Source organism: Bacillus sp. A015, from assembly GCF_053851875.1.
Genome location: NZ_JBSPZB010000011.1, coordinates 100,861 through 116,216 on the forward strand (window position 1 = coordinate 100,861; position 15,356 = coordinate 116,216).

16 protein-coding genes are annotated in these 15,356 nt (G+C 40.6%); 10 read left to right on the forward strand and 6 right to left on the reverse strand.

What is annotated here, in order from left to right; translation table 11 throughout:
* Positions 1-3: 3 nt before the first annotated feature.
* Positions 4-1,218 carry a metallophosphoesterase family protein gene (locus tag ACSLGF_RS11375; RefSeq protein ID WP_456005428.1) on the reverse strand — a complete coding sequence of 405 codons (1,215 nt, stop codon included), beginning with the start codon at positions 1,216-1,218 and terminating at the stop codon, positions 4-6.
* A gap of 170 nt (positions 1,219-1,388) precedes the next feature.
* On the opposite strand from ACSLGF_RS11375, the gene ACSLGF_RS11380 reads away from it, so the two are divergent.
* Positions 1,389-1,577: a YhzD family protein gene (locus ACSLGF_RS11380; protein WP_456005430.1), complete on the forward strand. Its 189-nt coding sequence runs from the start codon at positions 1,389-1,391 to the stop codon at positions 1,575-1,577.
* Positions 1,578-1,803: 226 nt separating this feature from the next.
* Here the strand turns inward: ACSLGF_RS11380 and ACSLGF_RS11385 are convergent, their stop codons facing one another.
* On the reverse strand, positions 1,804-2,577 hold the full coding sequence (locus ACSLGF_RS11385) for an enoyl-CoA hydratase (RefSeq protein ID WP_456005432.1): 774 nt from the start codon (positions 2,575-2,577) through the stop codon (positions 1,804-1,806).
* 573 nt (positions 2,578-3,150) lie between these two features.
* Here ACSLGF_RS11385 and ACSLGF_RS11390 point away from each other — a divergent pair.
* Together ACSLGF_RS11390 and ACSLGF_RS11395 are read left to right on the forward strand one after the other, a co-directional pair.
* Complete coding sequence (locus tag ACSLGF_RS11390; protein WP_048238384.1) at positions 3,151-3,648, forward strand: cation:proton antiporter regulatory subunit; 498 nt, start codon at positions 3,151-3,153, stop codon at positions 3,646-3,648.
* 3 nt (positions 3,649-3,651) lie between these two features.
* Positions 3,652-4,875, forward strand: a complete 1,224-nt coding sequence (locus tag ACSLGF_RS11395; protein ID WP_456005435.1) for a cation:proton antiporter — start codon at positions 3,652-3,654, stop codon at positions 4,873-4,875.
* Between the two features lie 227 nt (positions 4,876-5,102).
* Here ACSLGF_RS11395 and ACSLGF_RS11400 read toward each other — a convergent pair whose 3' ends face one another.
* Positions 5,103-6,602 carry a coproporphyrinogen III oxidase gene (locus tag ACSLGF_RS11400; protein ID WP_456005438.1) on the reverse strand — a complete coding sequence of 500 codons (1,500 nt, stop codon included), beginning with the start codon at positions 6,600-6,602 and terminating at the stop codon, positions 5,103-5,105.
* A 113-nt stretch (positions 6,603-6,715) separates the two neighbouring features.
* A complete protein-coding gene (locus ACSLGF_RS11405) occupies positions 6,716-7,582 on the reverse strand; it encodes a Cof-type HAD-IIB family hydrolase (protein ID WP_456005441.1) in 867 nt (288 codons plus the stop codon).
* Between the two features lie 67 nt (positions 7,583-7,649).
* Between ACSLGF_RS11405 and ACSLGF_RS11410 the strand changes: the two genes are divergently transcribed.
* Positions 7,650-7,880, forward strand: coding sequence for a hypothetical protein (locus tag ACSLGF_RS11410; protein WP_456005443.1), 231 nt, complete (start codon positions 7,650-7,652; stop codon positions 7,878-7,880).
* Positions 7,881-8,033: 153 nt separating this feature from the next.
* Here the strand turns inward: ACSLGF_RS11410 and ACSLGF_RS11415 are convergent, their stop codons facing one another.
* Complete coding sequence (locus ACSLGF_RS11415) at positions 8,034-8,390, reverse strand: YlbF family regulator (RefSeq protein WP_012009440.1); 357 nt, start codon at positions 8,388-8,390, stop codon at positions 8,034-8,036.
* A gap of 121 nt (positions 8,391-8,511) precedes the next feature.
* Positions 8,512-9,645 (reverse strand): DUF445 domain-containing protein, encoded by a 1,134-nt coding sequence (locus ACSLGF_RS11420; protein ID WP_456005446.1) that lies wholly within the window; start codon positions 9,643-9,645, stop codon positions 8,512-8,514.
* 214 nt (positions 9,646-9,859) lie between these two features.
* Here ACSLGF_RS11420 and ACSLGF_RS11425 point away from each other — a divergent pair, with 214 nt between their 5' ends.
* The 6 genes from ACSLGF_RS11425 (at position 9,860) to ACSLGF_RS11450 (ending at position 15,208) form a co-directional block, all read left to right on the forward strand.
* Positions 9,860-10,966 carry a YheC/YheD family protein gene (locus tag ACSLGF_RS11425; RefSeq protein ID WP_456005448.1) on the forward strand — a complete coding sequence of 369 codons (1,107 nt, stop codon included), beginning with the start codon at positions 9,860-9,862 and terminating at the stop codon, positions 10,964-10,966.
* The gene (locus ACSLGF_RS11430) at positions 10,923-12,281 is read left to right on the forward strand and encodes a YheC/YheD family endospore coat-associated protein (protein ID WP_456005450.1); all 1,359 of its coding nucleotides are present in this window, start codon (positions 10,923-10,925) and stop codon (positions 12,279-12,281) included. The genes ACSLGF_RS11425 and ACSLGF_RS11430 overlap by 44 nt, the downstream gene beginning before the upstream one ends.
* Positions 12,282-12,433: 152 nt before the next feature.
* Positions 12,434-12,643 (forward strand): YheE family protein, encoded by a 210-nt coding sequence (locus ACSLGF_RS11435; RefSeq protein WP_003211787.1) that lies wholly within the window; start codon positions 12,434-12,436, stop codon positions 12,641-12,643.
* Positions 12,644-12,663: 20 nt separating this feature from the next.
* Positions 12,664-13,539, forward strand: coding sequence for a helix-turn-helix domain-containing protein (locus tag ACSLGF_RS11440; protein ID WP_456005453.1), 876 nt, complete (start codon positions 12,664-12,666; stop codon positions 13,537-13,539).
* A 139-nt stretch (positions 13,540-13,678) separates the two neighbouring features.
* Positions 13,679-14,785, forward strand: a complete 1,107-nt coding sequence (locus ACSLGF_RS11445; protein WP_456005455.1) for an ABC transporter ATP-binding protein — start codon at positions 13,679-13,681, stop codon at positions 14,783-14,785.
* 219 nt (positions 14,786-15,004) lie between these two features.
* On the forward strand, positions 15,005-15,208 hold the full coding sequence (locus ACSLGF_RS11450) for an alpha/beta-type small acid-soluble spore protein (RefSeq protein ID WP_003210761.1): 204 nt from the start codon (positions 15,005-15,007) through the stop codon (positions 15,206-15,208).
* Positions 15,209-15,356: the final 148 nt, after the last annotated feature.

A 15,356-nucleotide genomic window follows, 5' to 3' on the forward strand; every position in this document is an offset into this window, starting at 1 on the left:
TTCTCATAATTGCTTCAGCTGTTCTGTCAGCAATCTTTGTGCTTCTTCTTTTATATCCACTTCGTCCTCTTTTGTGAGAACTTTCCCTGACTTCCTATAGGTTGGGTGACGCTTGATCGGTGAGAGCAGCTCTTCATATGCCTCAAACTGTGCAATTACTGATGTTAGTCCTTTCAAAAAGGAATCTTCTGGATAGACGACATCCTCGTTTGTTCGGCAGTCAATAGACATCACCCAAACGAACACGTCTTCATCTTCTTCTTGCTCATGAAGAACAGCCATCAGCTCCTCAAGCACCTCAAGCTGCGTGTGCTCAAAGTAAGCAGGCGCATCACCAGTCAATTCAATTTTCACAAAATGAGGAACACCCTGCTCTTTCAGTTCACTGATCTTTCTTTCTACAAGCGTCACCAGGTCCGTCATATGAACCGTTTCTGTGATGTCTATTGTCAATGTCTCAAAGATGACATCTGCACACCCAATAAACTCCGCTGTCTCAGAATCTTCGGAGAGGTGAACAAAGTAACAGCCTTTCTCTCCCGTTTCTTTTATATGTCTGCCCTGCATGTTGCCAGAATAAATAATAAATGGGTCTTCATGGAGAAGGGCTCTCTTATGAATATGTCCAAGCGCCCAATAATCGAGATCCCGCGAAAGGAGCTGCTGAAGCTGAAATGGCGCATACGCATCATGTCCTTCTTGACCCGCTAATGTGCCGTGAAGCATGGCAATGTGATAGGCAGCATCTGTCGTTTTAATGTAATGAGATGTCATATTTTCATAGACAGCCCGCTCTTTGTAGCTAAACCCATAAATACTTGCGACAAGCTGATCCCCTCTATAAAAAGATTGCTCACTTGGCGTATGACTCGAGAAAACGTGAACATTCTCTGGCCACTCAATCGGTGTCCATTCACCGCCTAAATGATCATGGTTACCGTAAATAATAAAGACTTCAATCCCGTGTGCTTGCAGCCTTAGAAACTGCTGCCTTAAAAAAAGCTGTGCTTTCAGGCTGCGATTTGATTCATCAAATAAATCTCCGCTCAGCAGCACAAAATCTACTGCTCGATCAATGGCGAGATCAAACATGTTCTTGGCACTTTGAAATGTACTTTCTTTAAGCCGCTTAAATATTTGGCTTGGTATATGCGACATTCCCGCAAATGGACTGTCTAAATGAAGATCTGCGGCATGAATAAAGGTGAGCTTAGTCAAACGTCTATCTCCTTGTCCGATACTGTAGTTGTCCATATTTTATCACGCCATTTTTGCGAATGCACGTTCTATCACTCTCTTTCTAAAAAACACATTTTTAAAGGCAAAAAAGAGGTTTTGTCTTTCCCTTGTTTAATTACATTAAAAAACAGAGGAAAGGAAGATGAAGAATGGAAAAAACATACTTTTTAACCGTGTTTGATCGGTCAGGTGAGACCTTATTAAATGAAAAAATCACAACAGATAGTGATGAAAAGGCGAAGGAATTAGGGCGTCATCGCTTAATCGAACAGCAATACACGAAGCATTCTCATCGGCTCGTTAATAATGCAGGCAAGCTTCTTTTATTTGAACGTTAAAAAAGCCGGCATTCGCCGGCCTCAGATTGTTAACAAAGGGCTAAAATGACCTTTATTTTAGCCCTTTGTCTTCTTTTCAGCGTGATAGAAAACCTTTGAAGTCTAGGAAGGACGAGTACCGGAGCGGAGCGAATTTGAGATTCGTGAGCACCGGCACGCAGGACTGACACCGAATGCGAGGGTTTGTCTACACGCTGAAGCCGGCATTCGCCGGCCTCACATTCGTTTATACTTTCTGAAACACAGGACGTCTTTTTTCTAAAAAGGCCTGGATGCCTTCCTTGTGATCATGACTTTGCCTCAATCTTGCCTGTGCCGCCCGCTCCTTTTGAAGAACTGCTAACAGCTGTGATTCTGACTGCTGGAAATAGATCATCTTTGTTTCAATAAAAGCTTGAAGCGGCATGTTTATAAACGGCTTCACACACATTTTTTGATACGTATCGACCTCATCCTGAAACACGCCATCTGCGAGACGAAGCTCGAGCGCTTCTTGAGCCGACAGCTTTTGTCCGCTCCAAATCAATTGTTTGGCAGTTTGTTCACTTACTCTTTTTGTGAGGAAAAAATGCCCTCCGCCATCTGGAATTAACCCTATTCCATTAAAATTCATGGCGAGTTTTGCATCCTGATGCATAAACAAATAATCACAGCTTAGAGCAAAGCTAAAAGCAAGGCCCGCCGCTGCCCCGTGGACAAGCGCAATCGTCACTTTTTTCATTCGGGCTAGAGATAGTGTAATTCCCTCGATCAAATCCATCACACGATGAAAATCTTCTTCACGATCCTGCTTTAGCATCATTCCAATATCTCCGCCGGCCGAAAACCCTTTTCCCATTCCTTTGATCACAACGATTTTTGCACTGCTTTCCCCTGCTGTATCACACGCCTCTTTGAATTCAGCAAACATGTCAACATGAAATGAATTATAAGCTTCAGACCTATTGAAAACGATTTCAAAAATATCCCCGTCTAACTGACAATTGATATATGTCATCATCCATTCCCCTCTTTCTTATCAGCTTATGACTTACTTCCCTTTCCATCGAGTAATTCCTTTTCCTCTGAATAAAAAATTTCAAGATCAATTGATACTAAAATAAGCATAATTGTTGAAACAAGAAATATATTTTTATATAGTAAAAATGAGAAAGAAAAAATGATTTGAAAGGGGGAGGATGATTGATAAGGCGTTCCATACTCATATTGGTTAGCTTCATCGTCATGTTTTCTCCCTTTTCAAATGTCGTTTTTGCTTCACAGGCAGAAGCGAGCACACCCAATTTTATTTCTCCATCCATCTATGATGAAGAAATAAACGCAGTGAAGACACCTCCATTTTCAAAAAAACATGCCTCATCTATTCTGTTAAAGCACAGATTATCAATGGTTGATTCAAAAGCTTTTCTTTTAAAGCGTGCTCCATCAACAGCATTATCCATTGATCTATGTTTTTTGGAAATGAAGTGTGCGATCCCCATTATGTGTCAATCAAATTACCTCTACTGATTCATTTTATTTCATCCATATTCACTATATGAAAAACACAACCTATCATATTCGGAGGGATAAAATGAACATTAAAGAAAATGATCTTCCAGGGATCGGAAAGAAATTTGAAATTGAAACGAGAAATAGAGAAAAGATGACGATTGTGATTCATGATGATGGCAGACGGGAGATTTATCGCTTTGACGATGATGATCCAGATGAAGTTCTGTCCACCATTTCTCTCGATGATGCTGAATCCCGGCAAATCGCTGCTATTATCGGCGGTATGGTGTATAAGCCGCAGGCACTTGAAACCATTGAAATGGCCTTCAATGACTTGATCATTGAATGGTTTAAGGTGGAAAAAGGCGCAAAAGCGGTTGGACATACACTCGGTGATTTAGATGTGAGACAAAATTATGAAGTAACCGTGATTGCGATCATTAAACATACAAATGAAAAATTACTCAACCCGGGTGCTGATTCGATTATTCAAGCAAATGATACGATGGTCATTTCAGGCGAAAGAAAACACTTGAAGCGATTGATACGTGATTTTCTTTCTAGAGGGGGAGAGTGATGAATGGATCATTTAGTCTTTGAAGTTGGGACGGCGCTGATTCTCATCGCCATTGCCAGCTTGATTGCCAATAAAATTAAATTCTCTATCATTCCTTTTCTCATCGTCCTCGGAATGATTGTTGGTCCGCACGCTCCGACCATCGGGATCATTGATTTGAAATTTATCGAAAGCACGGAAATTATTTCGTTTTTTGGTAGAATGGGTGTCTTGTTCCTTCTTTTCTACCTTGGACTTGAGTTCTCTGTCGGAAAGCTCATGAAATCGGGCAAATCCATTGCAGTCGGCGGATCTATTTATATTTTAATCAACTTTAGCCTAGGACTGCTTTATGGTTTTATGACAGGATTTGGATTCCTCGAAGTTCTCATTATGGCAGGAGTTATCACCATTTCATCTAGTGCTATTGTTGCCAAAGTCCTTGTGGATTTGAAACGGACAGCGAACCCTGAAACAGAGTTAATTCTTGGAATTATTATGTTCGAGGATATTTTCCTCGCCGTTTATTTATCCGTCGTATCAGGTCTTGTCCTTGGAGATGCCACATCTGTTGGCGGTGCCTTATTATCTATTTTAATCGCTTTTGGTTATATGATGCTTTTCTTTATCATCGCGCGTAAGCTGCCAAAACGATTAAACAAGCTTTTCGATATCCGTTCGAACGAAGTGTTCATCATTGTGATTTTTGCCGCTTTGTTCTTTGTCGCTGGTTTCTCAGAGACGATCCATGTAGCAGAGGCAATTGGTGCTCTCTTACTTGGCCTTGTTTTCTCAGAAACAGAGCATTCTGACCGCATCGAACATCTCGTTGTTCCATTTAGAGATTTCTTTGGGGCGATGTTCTTCTTCAGCTTCGGTCTGAGTATTGATCCATTTACATTAGGAGACGCCTTCTGGCTTGCGATCGGCGCTGTGATTCTCACCTTAATTGGGAACTTCACTGCCGGTATGTTCGCTGGAAGGAGAGCTGGTTTTTCTTATAAAGCCTCTTCTAATATTGGATTAACCATCGTCTCAAGAGGAGAGTTTTCAATCATCGTAGCTGAGCTTGGCATTGCAGGCGGGCTTGCCGCTACATTGAAGCCATTTGCTGCATTATATGTCTTAATCCTTGCGATTTTAGGACCCCTTGTAACGAAAGAATCTAAGCGCATCTATCACATCCTAAACAAAATCTTCAAATGGAAAACAGAAAAACCAAAAGTGAAAAAAGAAACAACCATTTAACCAAAAGGGCCCCGAATAAAGGGCCCTTTCAGCTTGTAGACAAACCCTCGCATTCGGTGTCAGTCCTGCGTTCCGGTGCTCACGAATGTCAAATTCGCTCCGCTCCGGTACTCGTCCTTCCTAGACTTCAAGGGTTTTCATATCACGCTGAAAAGAAGACAAAGGGCTAAAATAAAGATCATTTTAGCCCTTTGTCAACAATCTGAGACACTGCGTCACCGCAGTGTTTAAACGTGAGAAACAAATAATGACTCAAGGAATTGAATTTTCTCTTCCGTATAGTGCTCATAGCGATCATTATACGTTTTTGGATCTTTTGGATTGGCATACTGCGTAATTTTTCCTGATTGCGGATCAATAAATTTACTGGCTGCGCCGCATCCAATGCCAATGATCGTCTGGACTTCTTCCATAATGATGATATTATACAAACTTTCCTGTCCATCTAATGAATACCCAACATTTTCGAGATTCCCTAAGATGTTTTTTTGTCTATATAAATAATATGGATGATATTTATGTTCTTTCGTCCAAGCGACCGCTTCATTCATCATACGTGTGATTTCGTCACGGTCTGCCACTTGATATTTCTCTTTATTGCGCGTCATCTCAGACGCTCTTTTAAAGGAAAGTGTATGCACGGTTAAAGATTCAGGCCTTAGTTCTTCAGTCTGCTGCAAGGAGTGCTGAAATTCCTTTAGCCCTTCTCCAGGTAAACCAATGATTAAGTCCATGTTAATATTATTCATGCCGTACTGTCTTGATAAATGATACTTTTCAATCGTTTCTTCCACACTATGGTGCCGGCCAATGGCTTTCAGTGTTTCATTCTCATATGATTGCGGGTTGATGCTAATCCGGTCAATATTGTAGCGGTTTAGCACCTCTAGCTTATCAGGCGAAATCGTATCAGGACGTCCTGCTTCGACAGTGATTTCCCGTATATGTTTCACATCAGGGAACGAGCGATACATTTCTTCATACAACAAATCCATTTCTTCCGCTGTGATACTCGTTGGCGTGCCTCCGCCAAAATAAACGGTCGTCACTTTGATCCCGTGTTCTTTTAACCATGCGCCCATTTTTTGCATCTCATAATGCAGACCGAACAGAAACGTTCCCACTCTTCCAGCTTGTCCTTTAATGGCATAAGCAGGGAACGTGCAATAAGCACATTTTGTTGGGCAAAAAGGAATGCCAATATAAATACTCACTTCCTGCTGAAGGTCATACAAATCTGGAATCGCTTGAAGCTGACGGTCGACAATCTCCTGCATCAAATCAATTTTTTCATCATGAATCAAGTAATCACGCTTTAACGCCGCATGTGCTTCTTCCTTTGTCATGCCTTCTCTTAGCATCTTGTGAAGTAATTTCGTAGGGCGTATCCCGGTGAGAATCCCCCATTTTTGCGTCATTCCTGTATGCTCCTGAAGCAGGTGTAAATAAACAGACAGCACTGTGTTTTTGATTTGCTTCCAGCGCTCCTTATCGTTTAAGCCCTCTGGCACATCTCTTGTAAAACGACTGTTTATTTCTGATCCAGCGATGTGGCCAGATGCTTCAATCATTCCTCGTTCTTCTTTCCAGCTAAACGCTATCACTAAACCATCATCCAGTTCGTCTGGATCAAACAGCACTTCACTATCTTCTTCAAATAAGTTTGCTATATTGACAAGCGGGCGATGAAATCGTTCATCTGACAGCCCTTTAATTAACATTCGCATCGTATCACCTTTATCTTCAAACTTGTTTCATTTTACAAAATTCATCTAGGAAAAGCAATGAAGGGAATAGATGAAGACCCTGTCATTTCTTGATGGACAGGGTCTTCACCGTATTATCGTTTAATATCGAATTGATGTAAAAAGCCTTCCCTTTGCTGCATTCTAAAGTATTCTTTGATCATATAAGCGACGCCCTGTTCATCGTGAGACCGTGTCACCCAATCGGCTTTACGCTTAACCGAATGAGGTGCATTTCCCATAGCGACACCTAAGCCAGCTAACTCAAGCATTGGAATGTCATCTGGCCCGTGGCCGATGACGACCGTATCTTCTAAAGTAAAACCTAGCGCTGAGCTTAAAAGAGAAAGTCCTGCTTCTTTTGAAACCCCTTTGCATACGATATTCACTTTCTCATCACTGATCCTAATGAGATCGACAGATGGGAATGCTTGTTGAATGGTCTTGTAAATCTCAGGCTGAAGCTCTGCGGTCGAATATACTTCAATCACTGGTGTGCTGACCGGTTCATCCATCAGCATATCACTTAACGATTCTACAAATTGAACGGGATAAAAAATCGGATCAGACGGATGGATCAACGTCTTTCCCATCAGTTGAGACTGTGTTTTTTTCCGGTTGCCGATAGAGAATTTTTCATGCAGCAAGCGGACATTACAATCAAAGCTTTCAAGAATTTGCACAAGATTAAATGTTTTTTCTTCCGTTAATTTCTTCACATGCAGCGGCTCATCGAGTTTATCAGCGATAAAAGCACCACTATGCGTCACAAGAGTTGAATTTGGAATCTTCAACGCCTTGGCGATTTTTTGTGCTGCCCGAAAATGCCGATTGGTGACAATCGTCACATAAACCCCTTTTTTCTTTACATATTCCACAGCTTCTTTTGTAGCGGAATGAATTTTTCCATTGGAACGAAGTAACGTTCCATCTATATTGAGTGCTAGTAGTTTTTTTGACACTGAGGCATCCCCCTTCTTGATGACTGTACTTAAGATGAGGATATGCCCTAGCTTGGTGCTTTAGAACATGCAGTTGAAACAACCCCTGCTTGATGAATCAACGGTAAATAAAAAAAGCCTACCCCTAGGCTTTTTTTTATGTATGGTTTGGATGCGTCACAATGAGGTGATGAAGCTCCCCATGATCCCCTTATCTTTCACACACCAAAGCATTGCTTATATCAGATCCCCTTATGCTTTGCGTTTCTCCCAGAAGCGCTTCTCTCTCATTTGGCTGATCGCCGCAAATCCCAAGTGAAACGCACCCAATTGTCCCTTGAGAGCGCCCATTTGAAAGCACTTTCAATATAAGTATTATCGCAGAATTTATGAGCTTCGACAACCTTTTTTTAAAAAGTTGAGCAGGGGGACATGTTAAATAAAAAAAGGGCGAATTTCATCGCCCTTTCCATTAATTTTCTTCTGGATTGCCATAAAGCTCTTCAAGAGGCTTCATGATAACTTTATTTAATTCACCGATAAGAACACTCACACGTTGTTCTGCTTCCATTAACTGAGAGATTTTATCGTGCTGCTGAACAAGTGCAACTGTTTTTTGAGCTTGCTCCACTTCTTCTTGGGTGATCTCTTGACCAGTCATTTGTTTTTGTTGAAGGTTTACTTGAATGTCACGGAAGTTCTCGAACATTCTTTTAGAGGACTCATCCGCGTTTACCTCATCATAAAGATTTTTTAAAGTTGAATATTCTTCGCTATGACGCAGTGCTTTTTCAAGGTCATATGCAACATCATAAACATTTACAGACATGTTATGTCTCCTTTCTATCCGTTATCACCGATATGATCGGCGGACACCACTCCACTATAACAAACTATGGCTTTCGTTTCACATATATACAATGAATTCATCAAAATTTCTTTAGCTTGTCTTAGAATAGCGTGACAAAAATAGCTTGGATAGCGCCAATCATTCCGCCTAAAAGACCACCTAGAAAGGTAATCATCTTGAGCTCTTTACTGGAGATGCTGATCACAAGCTCTTCCATTTTTTCAAGTGGGAAAAGTTCAATTTGCTCACGAATGATTTCTTCAAATTGAAGCTTGGCGAGCAGACCCTCTAAAGCATTCGATGCCGCTTTAATCCCCTTATCAATCAGCACTGGCGCAAATTGTGTTTTGAGATCATCCGCTACAGCACTGACATAAGCTCCAACTGGTCTGTCTAACATCAGCTTTGTTGAGAAATGGGATAGCAATTGTCTTTTCACACTAAATACAAGCTCCTTCACATTCCATTTTTCATCAAGCTCATGAAGAGAAAACTGCTTTACCTTGTCCCATTCTTGAACAAGCAAATCTGATAAAAACCTTTTTGTTTCTGCATTTTTTAAAAACTTGATAATTTCAGGATGTACACGGTCAATTAAGCTTGAATTCCCAAGAAACATTTGGACCATACTGCCAAGCATTCCTCGTTCCTTTAAGAAATCATCAATCATATTGCCAAGTCTTGCTTTTCCTTCTTCACTTTCAAAGTAATGAATGCCCCTCTTTAAAATATAATCTGCTGCATCTGGAATTTTTGAAGAGATTTTATTTTCCACTTCCGAAGGGAGCCATTCAAATAAAATTTGCTGATCATATTTTTCAAGCAGTGAACCGAGCTTCTGATCAGACCACTGATGGAGCCATTCATCTGCTTTTACGTCAGCCTGCGGAACGCCAAATCTTTCTAACAAGGAGAGCACTGTTATCTCCATATCAGCGCCCCTGTCAATATATTGATGGACTGTATGCATGATCTCTTGCTTTGCCTCCGATGATTCAATTCGTTTTTGAATACCTTCTGGCGTGAGCAAATGCTCCATAACCATGACACCAACCTGCTTGGCTACTTCATCTCTTCTTTTAGGAATGAGCCCTGGTGTGAATGGGAGCTGTTTTCCAAATAAGTAATATGGCTGATAAGGACGAAAAAGCATTTTAATTGCAAGATGGTTTGTCGCTGCTCCTATGACTGCTCCTATAACAATCATAAAGATAAACGTTGTGAATATATTCAAAGTCGTCATCTACCTTTCAAACAACACCCGATGTTTATTGTTTTGATCTATACGTATTATAGTTGTTGTCAAGATTCCAAGCAAATGAAGCATGCAGCGAGACATATGATAAAGCAATCTGTCGTAATGATAAAGGAGCGCAAGGTTTCTGTAAAATCATGAAAAAGTGTTTTTCTGATGGTAAAAAATGAAATTGAAAAGAAGGTGTTTTTTAATGACATCAACGTTAGGTATTGTGGCCCTTTCTCCGCAGCATGAAGAGGCATTCACACGTCAGCTCGCCAAAGCTGCCTCTTCTTTTGATTTAGAGGTTGTTCGTTTTACACCTCTTGATTTAAAGCCTGCTTCGAATTTGATACAAGGTCAAAAATATACGAATGACAAAGGGTTTGCAGCAGCAGAATTTCAAATTCCAGACTTGATTTACGATCGATGTCTTTACCAGCATGACGCACAATCGAAAAAAGCAAAACCAATCATGGAATGGCTAAAAAAGTATCCAAAAACAACTTTTTTGAATACTGGAATCCCAAATAAAATGGTGCTATTCGAGCAGCTCCGTCTCCTTCCTTCTTTACAGCCATATTTACCTGTATGCTCATTATTGAAAGAGCCCTCGGACCTGCTCAATATGGTAAGGAGGGGCGGATATTGTAAAATGCAGCCGCTCTCTCAACAGCAAGCAGCATCTACTTACTTCATTTCCTTAAAAGACAAAACAACATTCACTGTTCAGCTAAGTTCCAAGCAGGTCATCACATTTTCTCGTCCATCAGAAGTTGAACGCTGGTGCAAAAAGTTTGTAGGCCGATATTTTCTTCAATTTTTTAACACGAATGATCAAAAAGATTTTTTATTCAATGAAATTAGAGTTTTTCTTATGAAAGATTCACAAAATCAATGGAATAGCATGGGGATTCACACAAAATCACCTGTGGAAAATAGCCTTTTAAGCAATGCACAAAATTCAAATCATGTGGTAGGCTTTGACCACTACTTACATTCATTGCAGCCACACATCAAAGAGCTCCTATTAGATGATATTGTATCCATTCAGTCATCTCTCCCAGCATATGTAGATAAAACCTACTTTCCATGCTTTGAGTTCGCTGTAGATTTACTTCATACAAATGAAGGCAGACTTTTCATATCAAATATAAGATCAAAGCCAGGGCGATCGGCTCTTTTAAAGGCTTACCCTGAAAAGGAAAATCAATTGATCCGATTCATTCTTCAACATGCACAATTTATGATGTCTCAACCGAAGGAGGCTTCTTATGAACAGAAATCGCTGCATCATCGTCCCTCATCTCACAAGTGAAAAAACAATTCATCTTCCCATCCATTTTAAACAGCAGAATGCAATCTATTCTCTTGCTTTGGGGTCTCGTTTAGTAGACGACTTCACCATTTCCTACCATCAACAAACACATAAAATTTTATTATCGAAAGATCTATACATCGATTTACTGATTCCTTACCAATCAAAAGCTGATGTCATCATCGCTGACCATACACTCTTTATAGGGCCACTGATTGGCATTTTCACCGCAGGTTTTGAGCAAAGTACGCAGCCATTAGGAGCAAGATCAGATTTTTTTATCAAGCTGCTGCAATCCTGCAAACAACATGCTGGTTTTGCATATCTTTTTGGTACTCATTCTATTGATTGGGAAAAAGGAATAGTAGAAGGAATGCTCTATCAAGAGGAAAGATGGGTTAAAAAACAACTCCCTCTGCCGTCAGTTGTTTACGACCGGCTTCCTAGTAGAAAGGCTACTCAGTCGGCTTTCATTCAAGAAACAAAGCGGAAACTCACTCAAGACTACGAGATCCCTTGGTTCAACCCTTATTTTTTTAATAAATGGCATGTACATGAGCAACTTTTAACAGATGAACGAACATTGTCCTTTCTGCCACATTCCATACAATTAGAGCCTGTGGACGCTCTAAGTAAAATAGAAACACTCCTCCATCTGCATCATGTCATTTACTTAAAACCGACAAACGGAAGTCATGGAGACGGTATTTATCAGTTAAAGAATGCGGAAAACGAAATCACTGTACGTTCGAATAAAGGGAAGTCCATTTCATATGATTCAGTAGACCATTTCGTCAAACAGCTGCGAAAAGATTGCGTCATTCATGAAATTATTGCCCAACAAGGCATTGAACTTCTGCATATAGACAATCAACCGCTGGATTTCAGAGTTCATACGAATAAAAATAAGTATGGTCATTGGACAGTCACGGCAGCAGCGGCAAAAGTTTCAGGAAATCACACAGTCACGACCCATCAGTTACACGGAGGATCGGTCAAAACACTCTATGATGTCTTTCCTGAAGAGAAGAAGCGTTTGCAGATTTTGCAACAGCTTTCTCATACTGCCATCACGCTTAGTCAGGTGATAGACGAAAATATGCCCGGCCATATTGGTGAAATTGGTTTTGACTTAGGCATTGATCACACAGGCGCAATCTGGATGTTTGAAGCCAATTCTCGCCCAGGCCGTGAGATTTTCCAGCATGCGTCCTTGAAAAAATCAGAATGGCTGATCGGGAAAAGAATTGTGGATTACGCGTCTTACCTTTCACAAACAGCACTCACAACTACAGACCACGCGAACGTCTATTGATTGTTTTTCGTCTCGCGTGTCGGTTCTGAAATCTATGCTTTTCCTATGCTCTTTTCATCAGATGAGATACAATAAAATCAAGTTCAAGGTTGTTTCCGTATTGTCGTGTTTATTTATTGTTTCATCAATAAAAGCAAGGAGGCAATGATGATATGATTTCTCATTTTCAATGGAAACCTCTCTTTAAGAAAGCGCAATTGCCAGGCTGGAAAATATCCTTCTTTCACAATGGTGCGCACTATGAAGGCATCTACCACAAAACGGGTGATATTGAATGGGGCTCCCAGCTTCCGCCTCATGAAGTCGAACCAACCCTAAAAGAAGAAATCCACGAATTAATGCTATTCCATGTCTATGATTAAACTATTTAAGGAGCCTCGCCATGTTAGAAAAGTTAAAGCTTGTTTACGGACACCATATCATCAGTTCACCAACAAATGACAAACAGTTTCTTTGGTATCAAACGGACGAAGGCGAACTATTTGGAGTAGACAAAACGGCGCTTACAGCAAGAGAAACACTTCTTCTCAATTCTTTCCTTACACCAATTGATCTATCTCATACGCAGCAGACTGAGGATGAACAGAAATGGTACAGCTATCTTTTTGAAAACAAACCATTAATCGTCCACCATCCCGTCCGTGTTCATTATTTTAAAATGGACCATCAAGCAGAACAAAGACAGCAAATAAAAGAGGCTGTGAATAGCAGCCTCGAATGCACTCAAATCATATGGACAGACGCTGACACAGCTATGCTGATTCAAACAAACGCCACGTCAGAAAATGGTCAATTAGATCAGTTAAATGATTTGTCTCAGGCCATCACAAGTGATTTTTTAACAGACTCTGTCTTTTTACAAGGACAGCTGCACTTGCCAAATGACCATTTACAGATGAGATTGTTAAATGAACATCAGCTCTTTTTGTGGCATATGCAGCGAGGCAAGCTTAGGTCAGGGGTTGCTACATTTTATCAATGTCTGCCATCTCTCATTCGTTATGATGCCTCTGTGGTTTCTGACGCTATTTCTGATGTGTTTAAAGAAACGGTCTTTGATCGGGATGTTTATCGCACCCTTATGACCTATATGGAATGTAATTTAAATGCATCGCAGGCAGCAAAAGCTTTATATGTTCACCGAAACAGCCTTCAATATCGGATCGATAAATTTATTGAGCGCACAGGTCTAGATATACGACATTTTTCAGAAGCATCGGCTGCTTACCTTATGATGAGTCTTCTCGATCTTTCATAAATAACGGAGGACGTGAGCATCCTGCCCAAAAATGAAAATAAGATGTTGTGCACGTTGTCCATTTACAGACTCTTGCCCATTTTATACACTTTACTTATAAGTAAAGCGCTTTCAAAAAGGGACTGGGAGGCTATCATCTATGGCTGAAATGATGCTCAATCAAATTTATAAAGTGTACGATAACAAGGTAACAGCAGTAGACAACTTTAATCTACATATACAGGATAAAGAATTTATTGTGTTTGTTGGTCCATCGGGCTGTGGAAAATCAACAACCCTTCGCATGATTGCAGGTCTTGAAGAAATTTCACAAGGGGACTTTCTGCTAGACGGTAAACGGATGAATGACGTAGCACCAAAAGACCGGGATATCGCAATGGTTTTCCAAAACTATGCATTATATCCTCACATGAATGTGTACGATAATATGGCTTTTGGATTAAAGCTGCGGAAGTTTCCTAAATCTGAAATTGATGAGCGGGTTCGAAATGCGGCTAAAATATTAGGGCTTGAACAATATTTAGACAGAAAACCAAAAGCACTGTCTGGCGGTCAAAGACAGCGTGTTGCACTTGGCCGAGCGATTGTGCGCGATGCAAAAGTCTTTCTTTTAGATGAGCCGCTCTCAAATTTAGATGCAAAACTCCGTGTTCAGATGCGTGCTGAAATTTCTAAACTTCACCAGCGCCTGCAAACGACATTTATCTATGTCACACATGATCAGACTGAAGCCATGACAATGGCTACTCGCCTTGTTGTGATGAAAGATGGCTTTATCCAGCAGGTGGGCGCGCCGAAGGATGTGTATGAGAACCCAGAGAATGTGTTTGTAGGCGGATTCATTGGCTCTCCTGCGATGAACTTTTTTACAGGAAAACTTTCTGACGGCGCCATCGCAGTTGGAAAAACGCACATTCGTGTACCCGAAGGAAAGATGAAGGTATTACGTAGTCAAGGTTATATCGGAAAGGATGTCATTCTTGGCATCAGGCCAGAAGACTTCCATGATGAGCCTGTGTTTATAGAGGCATCTGAAGAAACAAAAATTGATGCAAACGTAGAAGTGGCTGAATTAATGGGAGCAGAAACAATGCTTTATTCTTCTCTCGATGGTCAATCGTTTATTGCACGTGTTGATTCTCGTACGGATATTCAGGCAGGTCAATCTATACCGCTTGCCATTGATATGAATAAAGCGCACTTCTTCGATATTGATACTGAGCTGCGCATTCGCTCAGCTGAATAAAGAGAGCACCATCACTCATTATTTGGGTGATGTTTTTTTGTATGTCGACACAACATTTACCATGTCCTTTTTTCGTATGTTTTCTTCACAAATAACCATAATACATAGTACAAAGCAGTTACTGCATTGGGTTTCGCCAAGTGGCAAATGACTTGATCATTTCGCTGGTGCGATTCCAGCAAACCCAACCAAATCATATATATAAAGGGGATTCACATCATGGCAAATTCTAATAGTTCAAATCAATTACTAGTTCCAGGAGCAGAGCAAGCAATCGATCAAATGAAATACGAAATCGCTTCTGAATTTGGTGTAAACCTTGGAGCAGAAACGACAGCTCGTGCAAACGGTTCAGTTGGTGGAGAAATCACAAAACGTCTTGTATCTTACGCTCAACAACACATGGGTGGAACAAAAGCTTAATTTCATATCTGGATCAAAGAAGGCACCTCTTATGGTGTCAGATTGTAGAGAAACTCATGTTTTTCTACAATCTTTTTTATTTTCAACGTAAGTATGATGGATGAGATTTAATGAAAAAGGCCTCCCACACACCTAGCCTAGCTTCGCT

What these genes read in the sequence shown, in the direction of transcription:
- ACSLGF_RS11380 (WP_456005430.1), top strand. Translation starts at nt 1,389, where the DNA reads ATGGAAAAAACATACTTTTTAACCGTGTTTGATCGGTCAGGTGAGACC.
- ACSLGF_RS11385 (WP_456005432.1), bottom strand. Translation starts at nt 2,577, where the DNA reads ATGATGACATATATCAATTGTCAGTTAGACGGGGATATTTTTGAAATC.
- ACSLGF_RS11390 (WP_048238384.1), top strand. Translation starts at nt 3,151, where the DNA reads ATGAACATTAAAGAAAATGATCTTCCAGGGATCGGAAAGAAATTTGAA.
- ACSLGF_RS11395 (WP_456005435.1), top strand. Translation starts at nt 3,652, where the DNA reads ATGGATCATTTAGTCTTTGAAGTTGGGACGGCGCTGATTCTCATCGCC.
- ACSLGF_RS11400 (WP_456005438.1), bottom strand. Translation starts at nt 6,602, where the DNA reads ATGCGAATGTTAATTAAAGGGCTGTCAGATGAACGATTTCATCGCCCG.
- ACSLGF_RS11410 (WP_456005443.1), top strand. Translation starts at nt 7,650, where the DNA reads ATGCAGTTGAAACAACCCCTGCTTGATGAATCAACGGTAAATAAAAAA.
- ACSLGF_RS11415 (WP_012009440.1), bottom strand. Translation starts at nt 8,390, where the DNA reads ATGTCTGTAAATGTTTATGATGTTGCATATGACCTTGAAAAAGCACTG.
- ACSLGF_RS11425 (WP_456005448.1), top strand. Translation starts at nt 9,860, where the DNA reads ATGACATCAACGTTAGGTATTGTGGCCCTTTCTCCGCAGCATGAAGAG.
- ACSLGF_RS11430 (WP_456005450.1), top strand. Translation starts at nt 10,923, where the DNA reads ATGAACAGAAATCGCTGCATCATCGTCCCTCATCTCACAAGTGAAAAA.
- ACSLGF_RS11435 (WP_003211787.1), top strand. Translation starts at nt 12,434, where the DNA reads ATGATTTCTCATTTTCAATGGAAACCTCTCTTTAAGAAAGCGCAATTG.
- ACSLGF_RS11440 (WP_456005453.1), top strand. Translation starts at nt 12,664, where the DNA reads ATGTTAGAAAAGTTAAAGCTTGTTTACGGACACCATATCATCAGTTCA.
- ACSLGF_RS11445 (WP_456005455.1), top strand. Translation starts at nt 13,679, where the DNA reads ATGGCTGAAATGATGCTCAATCAAATTTATAAAGTGTACGATAACAAG.
- ACSLGF_RS11450 (WP_003210761.1), top strand. Translation starts at nt 15,005, where the DNA reads ATGGCAAATTCTAATAGTTCAAATCAATTACTAGTTCCAGGAGCAGAG.